Below are 13,838 nucleotides of genomic sequence, written 5' to 3' on the forward strand. Positions count from 1 at the left end.
CAGGACCGGCGCGGACCCTGGGGGCGTTCGTCTAAGGGGTGCTACTGCTTATCAGGCGCCGGCCTTCTTGCGGCGCACGACGAACAGGGCACCGGCACCGGCACCGACGAGCACGAGACCGCCGAGGAGCGGCCACAGGATCGACGCACCGGTCGAAGCCAGGTCGTCGCTACCGCCACCCGGAGCCGGAGCGGCCGTCGTCGTGGTGGTCGGAGTCGTGGTCTCCGTGGTGGTCGTCGTGGTGGTGGTCGGCGTGGTCGGCTCGGACGGCTTGACCTCGAGCTTCCAGTCGACCTTGCCCTCCTTCTCGACCTTGGCCTTCTGCGGCTGCGCGACGACGAGCGACTGAGCGACCTCGTCCTCACCGGTGGAAGCCTTGTCGAGCGCGACGAACAGGCGGCCGATCGACAGCTTGGCCTCGGCGGAGAGCTGGAATGATGCGCTGCCGGCGGGAGCGTTCGCCGGGACGTTCACGAAGAACTCGGACACCTTCTCACCGGTGCCCTGGACGGCGAGCTCGTCGCCCTTCTTCTTCACCGCGAGCGGGTTGCCCTTTTCGTCGGTGATGGTGACGCCCTCGGGGAGGTTCGCGGTCAGCTTGACCTCGGACGCGGTCGTGGTGACCTTGAACGGGCCGATCTTCTCGCCGGACTTGCCGGACTTCGAGGCGGGCTCGATCTCCAGCGTCGGCTTCGGCTGCTCGTTGATCGGGTTCTTCTCGGCCTGCTCGACCAGCTTGGCGTACAGCGTCTTCACGTCTTTGCTGTTGCGCTCGTCCTTGTCGTCGAGCTCAGACTTGTCGGTGAAGTGCCAGATCGCGGCCTGCGTGGCAGCGATCGTCTCCTCCTGGGAGAACTGCTCGCCCCACTTGTCCTTGACATCCTTCATCGAGATGCCGGGGAAGGAGTTGGTCAGGACGTAGAGGACCTTGCCCGCGGCCTCGTTGAACTTCTCGTTGGGGTGCTTGTCCCACGGCACCTCCTTGAGGTGGTCGCCGTCCTTGAGCTCGGTCGGCAGCTCCACGCAGTAGGTGAGGACCTTGGTCTCGTCCTGCCCTTTGATGCGGAGCTGGATGAGCGAGGTGTCGAGGTAGTTCTCACCGTGGGCGGGGAGGCGGCCGACGCCCTTCTTCAGCGCGACCTTCTCGCCCTTCGGCTGGCCCTCGCGGTCCGGGATGATGATGACATTGTCGGCGGAGGCTGGAAGTGCCGTGAACGCCAGGGTGGCGACGGCGCCCAGCAGCGCCGCGCCGATCCTCAACCGGGAAGCCATGGGTCTCCTTGCTCGCTGAAGTTAGCCCGAACGCGGTGGGAAGTCAGTCATCCGTCGGGACGGTCGGCACGTCGAGATCGACACTGAACCGACAGGAAGCGAGCGGACACTATCCGATCGAGTTACACCCAATGGAGTGAGGTATGGAGATCACTACAAACCGTGCGTGAGCAGCGAAAAGCTACTCAGAGTGTCCACAGTGGATAGGTCCAAGATGGATAAATTTTGTCAGGTGACGTTAGATTCGTTGCCAAACAGTTATCTGTTGCCGCGTCCCGATACGGATGGCAACCCGCAGCGGTTCAAAGATCACGCCACCATTTCGGTAACTTCCACCGGCCGAATGTCGCCGGGACGCAGTGAGGTGCCGCGCAGGCACATCTCGCGGGCTTCGGGACGGCGACCGGTGAGAATCCACCGCGTCAGCCCCGCCAGCTGGTAGGCGATCAGCGGCGGAACAGCGTCACCGACGTGCCGGTACGCGTTGCCGAGAATCGAGACGTCGAAGCGGAACTGCCGCGGAAACCCCTGCAGCAGAGCCATCTCGCGGACCGTGCAGAGGCGGTGCTGTTCCGGGTGGGCATAACGGCCGTTGCCGACGTGGCCACATTCCCGCTTGATGGTCCTGGCGGGTTCGTCCCACCACATCCGGCCGTAGACGTCGGGATGGGAACCCCAGTTCTGCTGTTCGACGATCTTGCGTTGTGCCGGATTCAACAACTCCGCGGTCTCCGGAGACCTGAGCAGATCCGCCCACGAGCCACCGTTCGCGGGAATTGCACGCATTCGTTCGAGACTGCGGTCCTGAGAAAACGTCGGCGACACGTGAATGGGGTCTTCCGGGTGCGCCACGCCCGCCTCGACGCGGGGCAGCTTGCCGATCGCGCGACGGACCGTGATCGCCGACGGGCGGATGACCCTGCCCTCCCAGAGGTCGTCCAGCGTGAGCAACGGCAGGCCCGCGTCGACGGCGACCATCAACGTCCGCTCGCGCAGCTGCGGCAGGCCGAACTTGGACAGCATGTGCGTGCCGCCCGCGACCGAGTAACCGATCTTGGTGAGTTCTTCGGCCAGGCTGTCGAAGTGGTGGCGCTGCTTGCCTTTGACGAGCTCGCGGGCGTTCTCGACGAGCACGACCTTCGGACGCAGCTCCTGCGCGTACACCGCGATGCGGCCCACGAGGGAGTTACGGGGGTCGTCGCGCAGGTGGTTCTGGGCGGTGATGCGACTGAAGCCCGAGCACGGCGGGCACGCCAGCAGGACGTCGAGCTGACCTCTTTGGAGTCCCCACACCTCGCGCAACGCCGCCGGGGACACTTTGGAGAGGTCGACCTCCAACGGGTCGACGCCGATGTTCGCACGGTACGTGTCGTTGCACCGCAACGAACCGAGGCGCGAGGACGGCTTGCCGATCTGCGCGTCGGCGGCACCGACGACCCGGAAGTCGCGGTGGGCGTGGAAGCCGTAGCTCATGCCGCCCGCACCCGAGAAGATGTCGGCCACCGAGAAGGACACCACGAGATCGTACGGGCGAGGCTCCGAGGAGCCTTCCCTGACATCCCGTACCTTTCCGCCCTATGGAGCTGCCGCGTGCCTGGCAACGGCCTGACCCGTTGCGCGGACTCGACAGGATTTCCTGGGTCGAGGTGTACGACGGCCGGGGTGGCGCCGGTCGGGTGCCGCGGCTCCTGCGCTCCCTGATGGACGCCGACGCCGGCGTCCGTCTCGACGCTCTCCGTTCCCTGGCCGAGCGGCTGCTGACCGACGACACGGTCTCCGAGGCCTCGTTCTGCGCCGTGCCGTACCTGGTGGAGCTGGGGGCGTCCTACAAGGTCGCCGCCGACGTGCGCGATCGGGTGATCTTCCTGCTGGCCGCCATGGCGTTGGCGGGCAAGGGCTTCACCGAGGAGGGCCGGCGCACGCACCGCCGGTGGAACGCTCTCGGCCGGGAGCTGCCGAGGACCGCTCCCGACTGGCTGACCCAGACCCGGCACGCCGTCGCCCAGGGGGCGCCGAAGATCTTCGAGGCACTGGCGTCCGAACGGGTGGCGTGCCTCGTGGCGCTGGCGTGCGCGGTGCCGGAGAAGCTGCCCGCGTTCGTCGCGGGCCTGATGCAGGACATGACCGAGCTGCCGGGCGAGGAGATGCTGTCCGACGCCGCCGAGATCGCCGTGGCGCTGCTGAAGAGGTCGCCCGAGTTGCTCGGGGTGGACCTGCCGCGGCCGAAGGTGCTCGGCGAAGGGCTGGTGCGTCCGGCGCACCAGCCACGCGAGGTCGCCGCTGCCCTGATGGGCTACCGGTTCGCCCTCATCTCCGCGTACGGCGACGAGGGCGCCTGGTAGGCCGTCCTAGGCGATCACGGCCTCTTCGATCATCGTCTGCTCGGACTGGGCCTCGTCCTCGACCGCGATCGCGGGCTCCAGGGCACCGAGGCCGGTCCCCCACTCCTGATCCGCCAGCGCGAACGCCGCGACGGTCAGCGCGGCCACGGGCGCCCCGACGGGCATGTTCTCGCGGTGCAGAACGAGATCCAGGCGGCCGCCGATCGGCGACGGGCTCAGGCGCAGCGTCGCCTGCGCGGGCTCGTCCGGGTGCGCCAGCCGGCACGCCCAGCCGGTGAAGATCACGCGGCGCTCGTCGACCTGGGTCGGCTGCACGGCACGCACGTTGGCGCCCACCGCACCCGAGCGGGAGTTGTCCGCCGCCTGCAGCACGAGCTCCTCGAACTGCATCGAGGAGATGCCGAGGTCCCAACCGGCGACCAGGGCGACCTGGACCAGCGCGAGGGGCAGGCTCGGGAGCGCGTCCTCGAAGCAGACCATCGCGCCGCCGTAGCGGGTGTTGATCTCGGTCGGCAGGAAGCCGTCCTCGGTCGCGATGCCGTCCAGCGTGAACGTGCCGCGGTAGCCGACGGTCTCGCGCAGGTGCTCGCCGACACGGCGGGCCAGGTTGCGCATCTCGTCGCGGATCCACACGGGCGGGTCGTAGTAGGACGCGCAGCCCGCGTAGAGGAACTTGGCCTGGCCCTGACGGCGCGGCACGACCATCTCGATCGGACGCAGCACCGCGGTGCCGTCGGGGAACACGATGCCGTGCACGCTCACCGGAATGCCTTCCAGGAACGGCATGACGCGCACCTGCTCGCACTTGGGCGCGAGCACGTCGAAGGCCTCCTTGGCCTCCTCGTACGACCGCACGCGGCGCACGAAGTTGGCACCGCCGTTGATCGCCGGGCCGTCACCCGACCAGACGACGCCCGCGCCGCGGTCCAGGATCTCCGAGGCGCCCCAGAGGCGTTCGAAGTCGAGGTCGAACACCATCGCGGGCGCGCGGCGAGCGCTCAGCTCGTCCCACAGCGCGTCGATGGTGGTCTTGTTCTCCAGCTCTGCCCACTTGTGCTCGCGCGCGTTGAGCACGGGACGGCCCTGGAAGGTGCCGATCTCGTTGTAGGGCGTGCTGATCACGAGAGCTTCGGCCTCGGGGTCGAAGTCGCTGAGGATCGCGCGCACCTCGGCGCTCGGCTTGGTCAGCAACTTGCCCAGGCGGCGCTGTTCAACGGCGACGAAGCCGCCCTTGATGCCCAGCGACACCCACCTTGCGATCTCGGAATCATGCAGCGGGGCATGGTCGTCGGTATCGAGCACGAGCGTATGGCGGGCACCAAGCGCATGAAGCTCATGCGCCCGTTTCGCCAAACGCGTGCCACCGGCCAGCACGACCAACCGGTCACCGAACAACCCGCCCAGGCGCTCGCTGAGCGCTGCGAAGACATGATCCATCGCCGAGAACCCGCTTTGAGAAGAAGCAGAAGGATGCGACCGGCGATCGCCGGGTGACGCGTAGCGTAGAGCCACCCGGTATGTGTGTCGAAGCACGGTCCGGCAACAGCCGGATGAATCTTGCGGCAGGCCCGCCGCAGCGGGCCCAACGGCAAGTGGATCAGGCGATGATCTGAGTGCGAACTGGGTGCGCCCTAGGCGCGTGCCGCGTCCCGGAGGACCTGGTCAACGCGGTTGAGGAAGCTGCGCTTGGGGTTGATCGCCTGAAGCGGAGCGGTGAGCTCTGCGGGCTGGGGCGCGGGTGCGGCTCCCACGATCTCAGCCACGTTGCGCAGGAACTCCTGCCGCTTGAACTCGTGCACGGCGACGTCGTGCAGGAGTCCGGCGATGCTTGTGTGCACAGCGCGATGGGGGTAACTCACTCGTGTGTTATCGGCGCAACCCCAGTCGACCTTTAGGGTCAACTTGTGCGAGTTCTGGTGACCGGCGCCACTGGGTACGTCGGCCGTTCCGTGGTGCGTGAACTGCAGGTTCACGGTCATGAACCTGTTGTGTCGCGTCAGCGCCTGTCCGAGCCGTTCGAGCCGATCGACGCGGACGCCGTTGTCCACCTGGCCGGACTCGGCCGTGTGCGGGAGTCGTTCGAAGATCCACTTCGGTACTACTCGGTGAACGTGGGCGGGACGCTGAACTTGCTCAAAGCGTTGGAGGGCCAGCGATTCCTCCTCGCGTCGACTTCCGGGGTCTACCGGCCCTCCGCAGTCGCGCTGACCGAGGAGTCCGTTCGGGAGCCGTCCTCGCCGTATGCGGCGACCAAGGCCGCGGCCGAAGATCTGGTGGCGTGGGCGGCGCGGTCCGGGCGGATCGGGGCGACCACTCTGCGTTTGTTCAACGTCGCTGGAGGCGGTGACACCGACACCAGTCGGGTGATCACCCGAGCCGTGGCCGTGGCCGCTGGAGAGGTGCCGGGGATGGAGGTCTACGGCGACGGGACGGCCGTGCGCGACTTCGTGCACGTGCGGGACGTTGCCACCGCCTTCGTCGTGGCGCTGGAGTCCTGCGCGGTGGGTGAGTCGGCGGTCTACAACGTCGGAGCCACGCCGGCATCCGTCCGGGAGGTGCTCGCGGCCGTCGCCGAGGTGAGCGGACGATCCGTGGATGTGACGTGGCGGCCGGCGCATCCAGGCGAGGTGCGGTTTCAGCGGGCCGACGTGTCGCGGCTGCTCGCACTGGGGTGGAAGCCCGCGCACTCTTCGCTCGACGAGATCGTCAGGGACCAGTGGCTCGCTTCGGCACCGGGATCCGGTCCAGGTCCCTCGCGATGACGATCTCACCGTCGAACTCCCGCGCCGCCTCGGCGTGGAACTCGGCCGGGTCGTCGTAGCGCTGGGAGAAGTGGGTCAGCACGAGCTTGCGGACCCGGCAGTCCTGGGCGACGCGGGCGGCCTGCTGGGCGGTGAGGTGGCCGTGGTCGCCGGCGAGCTTCGTGTCGCGGGCGAGGTAGGTCGACTCGATCACGAGCAGGTCGGCCTGGTCGGCGAGCTCGTACACGTTGTCGCACAGGCGGGTGTCCATGACGAAGGCGAACTTCTGACCCTTCCGGGGTTCGCTGACGTCTTCGAGCTTGACGCCGTCGAGCACACCGTCTCGCTGCAGGACGCGGACCTGCGGGCCCCGGATGCCGTGCTCCGCGAGCTTGTCGGGAAGCATGCGGTGGCCGTCCGGTTCGATCAGCCGGTAGCCGAAGCTGTCGATGCCGTGGTCGAGCCGGTACGCCTCCAGCCTGCCGAACCTGCCCTCGGCCACGAGACCGTCCTCGTCCACGGGCTCTTCCTTGATGTCCGCGGCGTCGTAGAAGGCGCTGGCGTAGCGCAGGCGTTCGAAGAAGTGGGCGCCGGATCGCGGGAAGTGGGCGTGGACGGTGTGCGGGACCCGGTCGAGGCTGAGCCGCTGCACGATGCCCGGCACGCCCAGGCAGTGGTCGCCGTGGAAGTGCGTGATGCAGATCCGGGTGATGTCGCTCGCAGCCGCGCCCGACCTGAGCAGCTGGCGCTGGGAACCGTCGCCGGGGTCGAAGAGCAGGCCCTCGCCGTCCCACCTCAGCAGATAGCCGTTGTGGTTGCGCTGGCGCGTGGGAACCTGGCTGGCCGTTCCCAGGACGATCAGTTCCCGGACTGTCACCCCCTGACGTTAACGTCTGTCCCATGCAGAGCGTGGAAGTGGCGGCGTCGTGGCCCGCCTCGAACGTCGCGGTGGCCGTCGTGTCGGGTGGGACCGTCGTGGGCTCGTTGGGCGATCAGCAGCGCGTGTTCCCGCTCGCGTCGGTGACGAAGCTGCTGACCTCCTACGCGGTGCTGGTGGCGGTCGAGGAGGGCGCGGTCGAGTGGGACCAGCCGGCCGGGCCGCCCGGGGCGACCGTGCGGCACCTGATCGCGCACACCGCCGGGTACGCGTTCGACAAGCCCGAGGTGCAGGCCGCGCCGGGGACGCGCCGGATCTACTCCAACGCGGGCTTCGACGTGCTGGCCTCGTTCGTCGGCGACGCCTGCGAGATGCCGTTCGCCACGTACCTGCACGAGGCGGTCTTCGCGCCGCTGGGGATGAGCTCCTCGGCGTTGGTCGGCTCGGCCGGGGCCGGCGCCGAGTCGTGCGCTGCTGACCTGGCGTTGTTCGCCGCCGAGTTGTTGTCGCCGAAGCTGGTTTCTCTCGAGCTGGTTCGCGAGGCGACTTCGGTGGTGTTTCCGGGGCTGAACGGCGTCCTGCCCGGTTACGGCATGCAGAAGCCGAACGACTGGGGCCTCGGTTTCGAAATCCGTGACGGCAAGTCGCCGCACTGGACCGGGCTTTCACACTCGCCGCGGACGTTCGGGCACTTCGGGCAGTCCGGGACGTTCCTGTGGGTCGATCCGGACATTTCCGCGGCCTGTGTCACGTTGACGGATCTGCGTTTCGGACCGTGGGCGGTCGAGGCGTGGACGCCGTTCTCCGACGGCGTCCGCGCGGAGCTCAGTCAGCAAGCCTGAGCGCCAGCTGGCGGAGGACTTCCTGCACGTCGGCGTCCTCGTAGTCGTTCTCGTACGCCTGCGCGACGCCGTGGAAGGCGTAGAGCAGGCCGGCGGTGAACCAGCCGAACTGCGACAGCACCTGGTCCATGGCCTGCTTGAGGGCTTGCGCGCCGGCCTCGTTCAGCTCGCCGTCGACCTTGACCTCGTAGCTGAACACGCCCTCCTGCAACGACTTGAGGGCAGTGCGCAGGTAGTCGCCCGACTCGGCACCGTCGTAGCTGAGCGTCAGGACGCCGAGCGCCCGCTGCATGATCTCCCGCTGCTCCACACGGCAACTCTGCCTCGTCGAGCCGCTCGCGTCACCTTCCGACACCCCAGCGCACCCACGCCGGGTCCTCCAGCTCGAGCTGCCGTTCGAAGGCCTCGGCGATGCTCTCGACGTCCCACTCGTCGCTGTCGAGCACCGGTTCCTTCGGGCTCGTCTGTCCCATGACGTGCAGCCGCCCGTTGGCGAACCGGATGAGCTGCCCGGTGACCTTCACCGCCCGGTCGCTCAGCAGGTACGTGACCAGCGGCGCGATCGTCTCCGGTGGTCCGCTGTGGACGGCCTTGGTGTCGGCGGCCGACATCCGGGTCCAGGCGACCGGGCACACGGCGTTGACGCGGATCCCCTTGTCCTGGAGCTCCGCGGCCGCGCCCGCCGTGATGCTCGCGACGGCACCTTTGGACGCGCTGTAGGCCAGTGCGGTCGGCTGCCCGACCATCGCGACCGAGCCGAGGTTGACGATCGACCCGCGCCGCATGGTCTGCACGGCGGCGTTGGTGCAGTAGAGCGTGCCGAGGACGTTGATCTCGATGAGCTCACGCATCCGGCCGGGGTCGTCCTGGCCCAGTTCGGCCTGGTAGCGGATGCCCGCGTTGTTGACGAGCCCGTCGATCCGCCCGAAGGCGGCCGTGCAGGTGTCGACCATGGCCTCGGCCTGCTCCGGATCCTGGACCGGCCCGGCGCTGACGACGGCCTTGCCGCCGCGGAGCGTGATGAGGTCGGCGACCTGCTTGGCGAGCGGCTCGTCGACGTCGTTGACCACCACAGCGGCCCCGGCCGCGGCCGCGTGAGTGGCGAACGCACGACCCAAACCCTGCCCGGCACCGGTGATCACAACGGCCTTGCCCGCCAGAATCGCCATCCCTCGAGTGTGGCCAAAGTGACCATCTCAGCAGTCCGTCACGTCGACGAATGGCCTCTGTTCGCGCCGAACGGCGTACTTGGAGCGACGACCGGTCATTCCGATATCGGAACCGATTTCCGCAGATCAACCACTGTGGAATCGTTTGCTGTCCGACCTCGTCAACAGTAGAAGAATGGTGACTCGCTCACCTTGTCGCGAGAAATGCGTCGACGGGCCACCACCGCGAGGGCAGCATCGGCGGCATGCAGACGTTGCGGGTGATCAAGGGCGATGCGACGAGCCCTCAGGCCAAGGGGCCGAAGATCATCGCGCATGTCTGCAACGACCTCGGCGGATGGGGCAAGGGCTTCGTGCTGGCCGTGTCGAAGCGCTGGCCGGAGCCTGAACGGGCCTACCGCGAGTGGCATCGGGGCCGGGCGGGCAACGACTTCGGGCTCGGGGCCGTGCAGCTCGTCCAGGTGAAGGGCGACACCTGGGTGGCGAACATGGTGGGCCAGCGAGGCACGCGCACGGGGAGCAACGGCCCGCCGGTCCGGTACGACGCGATCGAGCGCTGCCTGGTCGCGTTGACCGAGCACGCCAAGAGGCTCGGTGCGAGCGTGCACATGCCACGCATCGGCTGCGGCCTGGCCGGCGGGCGGTGGGAGCGGATCGAACCGCTCATCGCGGAAACCCTGCTGGCGCAGGACGTCGCCACCACGGTGTACGACTTCGACTAGGCCCCGTCTCCAGCAGGAGACGGGGCCTGCTCAGCAACTAGGGCTTGGGCACGGTCATGCTGTACTGGCACGTGGTCTCGGTGAAGCAGAGAAAGATTGCGATCTTGTCGATCCCGCCAGGCAGGTTCGTGTCACCGAGGCCGAACCCGAGTGCCCTCGGCGACTTGAGATCCGGGTTCGTGCTCGCGTCATCGGTGTAGCGCGACACCTCTTTGCCGATCTGCTTGCCGTTGGCGTACGCGCGGAACTTCGCCACGGTGAAGCCGGGGCCGCTGTCCACCACGTGGCCGGAGACGGTGGCCGTCCGGTTGTGCCAGGTGATCTTGCCCATCACGAAGTTGTTGTCGCAGGCGCGGGTGTCGCAAAGCGCGAACCCGGTGTCGGTGTCCGCGTGCGCCGCGGCGGGCGCGGCCACGGCAACGGCGGTGGCCGCCAGGACTCCGGCGGCGATCTTCTTGATGATCACGGTCTCTCTTCTCGTTCGGTGTCGTACACGCCTCGGCAGCGGGCGTCAGGTCACTTGTAGAAGTGGGCCCAGACCGAGCAGTTGGTCAGCGTCGGGGAGCAGAAGCGGATGTCGACGCGGTTGATCCCGCCGCGCAGGTCGGTGTCGCCCAGGCCGACGCTGTAGCCCTCGTCCGCACCCCCGGCGTGGACCGTCCGCGTGTCCAGCTTGCCGATCTGCTTGTCACCCGCGAACGCGCGGAACTGCGCCTGCGACGAGCCCGACCCGCTGTAGTGCCAGATCGTGCCGGTCGCCGTTGCCGTCCGGTTGCTCCAGACGATGGTGCCGCTGGTGCCGTTTGCGCAGTCCGACGCAGAGGGCCAGCAGAAGCCGTACGGGTCGTCGGGAACGGCCGCCTGCGCGCCGGCGGGTGCCGCCAGCGCCATCGCTCCGGCGGCAAGTACCCCGGCGAGGATCTTCCTGGTGTTCACGAGTTCCCCCTCGTGTTGTGCGCACCGCCCGTTGGGGTGCTGACGCACACTTCACCAGCGAAGATCTGGTTCAGGGCCTCCATCTGGACAGAGCTGGAAAACTCTGGACGGTCACAGCTGCGCGAGCGCCGCCCGCAGCCTTTCCGCGTCCGGCACGCCGATCGCCTCGTACCTCTCCAACGCCTGGCGCCAGTGCCGTTTCGCGCTCACCGCGGCACCTGTGGCCCTGGCGACAGCGCCGAGCCCTTCCAGCGCTCTCGCCTCCTCCAGCCGGTAGCCGTGTTCCACGGCCAGGGCCAGCGCGTCGTGGTGCGCTTCGCGTGCCCCGATCTGGTCGCCTGCCAGGTCGCGCGCGAAACCGAGGTGGTTGAGCAGCTCGGCCTGCAGTGACCTGTCCCCCGCCTCGCGGGAGATCCGAAGTGCCTCCTCGAACCGGGGAATCGCGAGGTCGTGCTCGCCCTTCGCGACGTGCACCGAACCGAGGAACTTGACCACGAAGGCCTCGCCGACGCGGCTGCCCATCGCTCGGTAGGCGGCCAGCGCCTGGTCGAACATCAACAGCGCCTCGCCGTGCTCGCCCAGCTGGTTGAGCACGTTGCCGAGATTGGTCAACGCGTGAGCCTGGCCGAGTTGATCTCCGACAGCGCGGAACGTCTCCAGCGCCGCGCGCTGGTTGGTCAGGGCGCGGTCCAGCTCACCACGCTGTTCCATGGTGACGCCGAGGTTCAGCAAGCAGATGGCCAGCTGGTGCGGTCGGTCGAGTTGCCGGAGCAGCTCGATGGACTCCTCGTGGGCGGCGATCGACTCGTCGAGACGGCCGAGCGAGCCGAGCGTGATGCCGATGCTGCTCAACGTTTCGGCGTGGCGCCGACGGTTGTCCAGCCGCCGCCACACGTCCGTGCTCTGCCGCAGCCAGTCGAGCGATTCGGGCTGCCTGCCCATCGCCTCCGCGGTCGCACCGAGGTTGCGCAACGCCTCACCAACGCCTGGCAGGTCACCGTCGGCTCGCGCGGTGTCGAGCGCCACGTGGTGCATGCGCATCGCCTGCGGACCGCGGGAGGTGGTTTCCAGGTGCCGCTTGGCCACGTGCGCGAGCCGACGGGCCTTTGCCCCCATCCCCCTGTCGGCCGCGAGCTGAACGACCTCGACCACGTTGTCCGCCTCGGCGCTCAGCCACTCCCGCGCGGTGCCGGCGTCCGTCAGCCAGGGGGCCTCCGGCCGCTCGTCCAGATCGAAGTTGCGGGGATAAACGAGCGCCAGTGCCGCGGTGTGTGCGTCGACGTAATGGTCGATCAACCGCACGGCGGCATCCGGGTCCGCCGCCAGTTCCCGGCCGTAGGCGCGGAGCAGGTCGTGCATCTCGTAGCGGCCGTCGCCCTGGACCAGGCTCGCGCTGGCCAGTTGCTCGACGCGCAGCGCGGCATCGGCCAGGTCGGTGCCGATGAGTGCCGCAGCGAGCGGCACGTCGAAGTCGCGGCCGGGATGGTGCCCGAGCAGCCGGAAGAGCTCGGCGGCCTCCGGTCTGAGCTGCCGGTACGACCAGTGGAACACCGCACGCACCATGCTGCGCGGGTCGCCGCTGCTGTCGAGCAGGTCGAGGCGTTCGGCCCGGAGGTCGCGGACGACGCGGGTCAACGGCTCGTGCCGCGCGACCTCAGCCACGATCCGGATCGCGAGCGGCAGCCGGGCGCACAGCTCCGCGAGCTCGATCGCCGCCTGCCTTTCGTAGTAGACGCGTTGCCCCAGCAGGGTCTTGAGCAGTTGCACGGCCTCTTCCACCGTCAGCACGTCGAGGTCGAGCCGGTGCGCGCCGTCGACGACGGCGAGACCGCTGAGCGCGTCCCGGCTGGTGACCACGGCGAAGCAGGAGGCGGTCGCGGGCAGCAGGGGCCGCACCTGTTCAGCGCTGCTCGCGTTGTCGAGAACCAGCAGCACCCGCCTGCCGGCCAGCGCGGACCGCAACAGGCCGGTCCGCTCGTCCAGGCCCCGCGGCACCTCGCTGATCCCCAACGCCCGCAACAACGTCAGTGCCGCGTCGGCGGCGGACACCGGCGGCCCGACGTCGTACCCGCGGAGGTTCAGGTAGAGCTGGCCGTCCGGGAACTCGTCGGCCACCAGGTGCCCCCAGTGCACCGCGAGCGCCGTCTTCCCCACGCCAGGCGTACCCGCGATCGCCGACAGCACTGCAGTCCGCCCCGGCCGCTTCAGCAGTTCGTCGAGTTCCCGGATCTCGGTCTCCCGCCCGGTGAACGCGGTGATGTCCGCCGGCAGTTGTCTCGGCGCCGCAACAACCGGTACCTGCTTGCTCGAATGCTCGTGCGCGGCAACCCGGTCCCAGGCGTCCGCCCACAGCCGTTGATCATCCGCCGTGCCGCCCAGCGCGATGACCATCCGGTCCAGCACCTCGGCGGGCAACAGCGTCTGGCCCGTCAGGTAGGTGTGGACGGTCGACCTGGGCACCTCGATCCGCTTGGCCAGGTCGGCCAGCGACACCCTCGTGCGCCCGGTGCCCCGCGCTGCATTGCCCCGGAGAACCTCGAGCTGACGAACCAGGTCCGCCCGAGTCTTCACCTGCTCAGGATCTGCCCCCACACGCCCTCCCCCTGCGTGACCAACTGCATCCAGAACGTATACGCCCGGCGGCTCACGACCGTTGCCAACGATCACCGGATCAAGGATTGGCCGGGTACTGGCACAACTCTGGAAGGAAACGACCTCCCCGTGCAGGGCACAGCCCCGCATGGCCGGAGGCTTCCCTGGCTGGCGTGTGAGGGCTCGGCCCCACAAACACCGAAAAAGCCCCTTGTCTGCGTTTCCGCAAACAAGGGGCTCCAACGATCTGGCGCGCTCGACAGGATTCGAACCTGTAACCTTCTGATCCGTAGTTGTCGGTAAGACCGTCCACAACAGTCCGTGTAGGTACGTTTCCCCTGGTAG

Annotated in this window: 15 protein-coding genes; 5 read left to right on the forward strand and 10 right to left on the reverse strand. The window is 68.4% G+C overall.

Translation table 11 applies throughout. The features are described 5' to 3' along the window. Nucleotides 1-51: 51 nt before the first annotated feature. Both C8D87_RS39960 and C8D87_RS39965 read right to left on the reverse strand, forming a co-directional pair. Nucleotides 52-1,272: a thioester domain-containing protein gene (locus C8D87_RS39960; RefSeq protein ID WP_109630693.1), complete on the reverse strand. Its 1,221-nt coding sequence runs from the start codon at nt 1,270-1,272 to the stop codon at nt 52-54. A 309-nt stretch (nt 1,273-1,581) separates the two neighbouring features. Then, nucleotides 1,582-2,787, reverse strand: coding sequence for a DNA cytosine methyltransferase (locus C8D87_RS39965; RefSeq protein WP_233439141.1), 1,206 nt, complete (start codon nt 2,785-2,787; stop codon nt 1,582-1,584). A gap of 62 nt (nt 2,788-2,849) precedes the next feature. Here C8D87_RS39965 and C8D87_RS39970 point away from each other — a divergent pair, with 62 nt between their 5' ends. Next, the gene (locus C8D87_RS39970; protein WP_112231315.1) at nt 2,850-3,614 is read left to right on the forward strand and encodes a hypothetical protein; all 765 of its coding nucleotides are present in this window, start codon (nt 2,850-2,852) and stop codon (nt 3,612-3,614) included. A 6-nt stretch (nt 3,615-3,620) separates the two neighbouring features. Here the strand turns inward: C8D87_RS39970 and C8D87_RS39975 are convergent, their stop codons facing one another. Continuing rightward, nucleotides 3,621-4,862: an ATP-grasp domain-containing protein gene (locus C8D87_RS39975; RefSeq protein ID WP_233442507.1), complete on the reverse strand. Its 1,242-nt coding sequence runs from the start codon at nt 4,860-4,862 to the stop codon at nt 3,621-3,623. A 33-nt stretch (nt 4,863-4,895) separates the two neighbouring features. On the opposite strand from C8D87_RS39975, the gene C8D87_RS48330 reads away from it, so the two are divergent. Further along, complete coding sequence (locus tag C8D87_RS48330; RefSeq protein ID WP_233442508.1) at nt 4,896-5,108, forward strand: hypothetical protein; 213 nt, start codon at nt 4,896-4,898, stop codon at nt 5,106-5,108. Between the two features lie 137 nt (nt 5,109-5,245). Here the strand turns inward: C8D87_RS48330 and C8D87_RS39980 are convergent, their stop codons facing one another. Further along, the gene (locus C8D87_RS39980; RefSeq protein ID WP_109630680.1) at nt 5,246-5,452 is read right to left on the reverse strand and encodes a hypothetical protein; all 207 of its coding nucleotides are present in this window, start codon (nt 5,450-5,452) and stop codon (nt 5,246-5,248) included. 66 nt (nt 5,453-5,518) lie between these two features. Here C8D87_RS39980 and C8D87_RS39985 point away from each other — a divergent pair, with 66 nt between their 5' ends. Continuing rightward, nucleotides 5,519-6,376: an NAD-dependent epimerase/dehydratase family protein gene (locus C8D87_RS39985; RefSeq protein ID WP_112231319.1), complete on the forward strand. Its 858-nt coding sequence runs from the start codon at nt 5,519-5,521 to the stop codon at nt 6,374-6,376. Here C8D87_RS39985 and C8D87_RS39990 read toward each other — a convergent pair. Next, on the reverse strand, nt 6,321-7,232 hold the full coding sequence (locus C8D87_RS39990; protein ID WP_112231321.1) for a ribonuclease Z: 912 nt from the start codon (nt 7,230-7,232) through the stop codon (nt 6,321-6,323). The two genes, C8D87_RS39985 and C8D87_RS39990, sit on opposite strands and share 56 nt — an antisense overlap. 23 nt (nt 7,233-7,255) lie before the next feature. Between C8D87_RS39990 and C8D87_RS39995 the strand changes: the two genes are divergently transcribed. After that, a complete protein-coding gene (locus C8D87_RS39995; RefSeq protein WP_112231323.1) occupies nt 7,256-8,074 on the forward strand; it encodes a serine hydrolase domain-containing protein in 819 nt (272 codons plus the stop codon). Here the strand turns inward: C8D87_RS39995 and C8D87_RS40000 are convergent. Then, complete coding sequence (locus C8D87_RS40000) at nt 8,058-8,384, reverse strand: hypothetical protein (RefSeq protein WP_109630666.1); 327 nt, start codon at nt 8,382-8,384, stop codon at nt 8,058-8,060. The genes C8D87_RS39995 and C8D87_RS40000 overlap by 17 nt on opposite strands. 31 nt (nt 8,385-8,415) lie before the next feature. Further along, entirely contained in the window at nt 8,416-9,243 is an 828-nt protein-coding gene (locus C8D87_RS40005) for an SDR family NAD(P)-dependent oxidoreductase (protein ID WP_112231325.1), read from the reverse strand. Between the two features lie 245 nt (nt 9,244-9,488). Here C8D87_RS40005 and C8D87_RS40010 point away from each other — a divergent pair, with 245 nt between their 5' ends. Next, the gene (locus C8D87_RS40010) at nt 9,489-9,965 is read left to right on the forward strand and encodes a macro domain-containing protein (RefSeq protein WP_109630660.1); all 477 of its coding nucleotides are present in this window, start codon (nt 9,489-9,491) and stop codon (nt 9,963-9,965) included. A gap of 37 nt (nt 9,966-10,002) precedes the next feature. Here C8D87_RS40010 and C8D87_RS40015 read toward each other — a convergent pair whose 3' ends face one another. The 3 genes from C8D87_RS40015 to C8D87_RS40025 form a co-directional block, all read right to left on the reverse strand. After that, nucleotides 10,003-10,431, reverse strand: a complete 429-nt coding sequence (locus C8D87_RS40015; RefSeq protein WP_109630656.1) for a hypothetical protein — start codon at nt 10,429-10,431, stop codon at nt 10,003-10,005. Nucleotides 10,432-10,481: 50 nt separating this feature from the next. Continuing rightward, the gene (locus C8D87_RS40020; RefSeq protein ID WP_109630652.1) at nt 10,482-10,901 is read right to left on the reverse strand and encodes a hypothetical protein; all 420 of its coding nucleotides are present in this window, start codon (nt 10,899-10,901) and stop codon (nt 10,482-10,484) included. Between the two features lie 111 nt (nt 10,902-11,012). Then, entirely contained in the window at nt 11,013-13,472 is a 2,460-nt protein-coding gene (locus C8D87_RS40025; RefSeq protein ID WP_170154713.1) for an ATP-binding protein, read from the reverse strand. Between the last annotated feature and the right edge of the window lie 366 nt (nt 13,473-13,838).

It is taken from the genome of Lentzea atacamensis, from assembly GCF_003269295.1.
Taxonomy (GTDB): Bacteria; Actinomycetota; Actinomycetes; order Mycobacteriales; family Pseudonocardiaceae; genus Lentzea; species Lentzea atacamensis.

Coding starts and splice junctions, on each gene's coding strand:
- C8D87_RS40005 (WP_112231325.1), bottom strand. CDS start 9,243: ATGGCGATTCTGGCGGGCAAGGCCGTTGTGATCACCGGTGCCGGGCAG.
- C8D87_RS48330 (WP_233442508.1), top strand. CDS start 4,896: ATGGTCGTCGGTATCGAGCACGAGCGTATGGCGGGCACCAAGCGCATG.
- C8D87_RS39970 (WP_112231315.1), top strand. CDS start 2,850: ATGGAGCTGCCGCGTGCCTGGCAACGGCCTGACCCGTTGCGCGGACTC.
- C8D87_RS39995 (WP_112231323.1), top strand. CDS start 7,256: ATGCAGAGCGTGGAAGTGGCGGCGTCGTGGCCCGCCTCGAACGTCGCG.
- C8D87_RS40010 (WP_109630660.1), top strand. CDS start 9,489: ATGCAGACGTTGCGGGTGATCAAGGGCGATGCGACGAGCCCTCAGGCC.
- C8D87_RS39960 (WP_109630693.1), bottom strand. CDS start 1,272: ATGGCTTCCCGGTTGAGGATCGGCGCGGCGCTGCTGGGCGCCGTCGCC.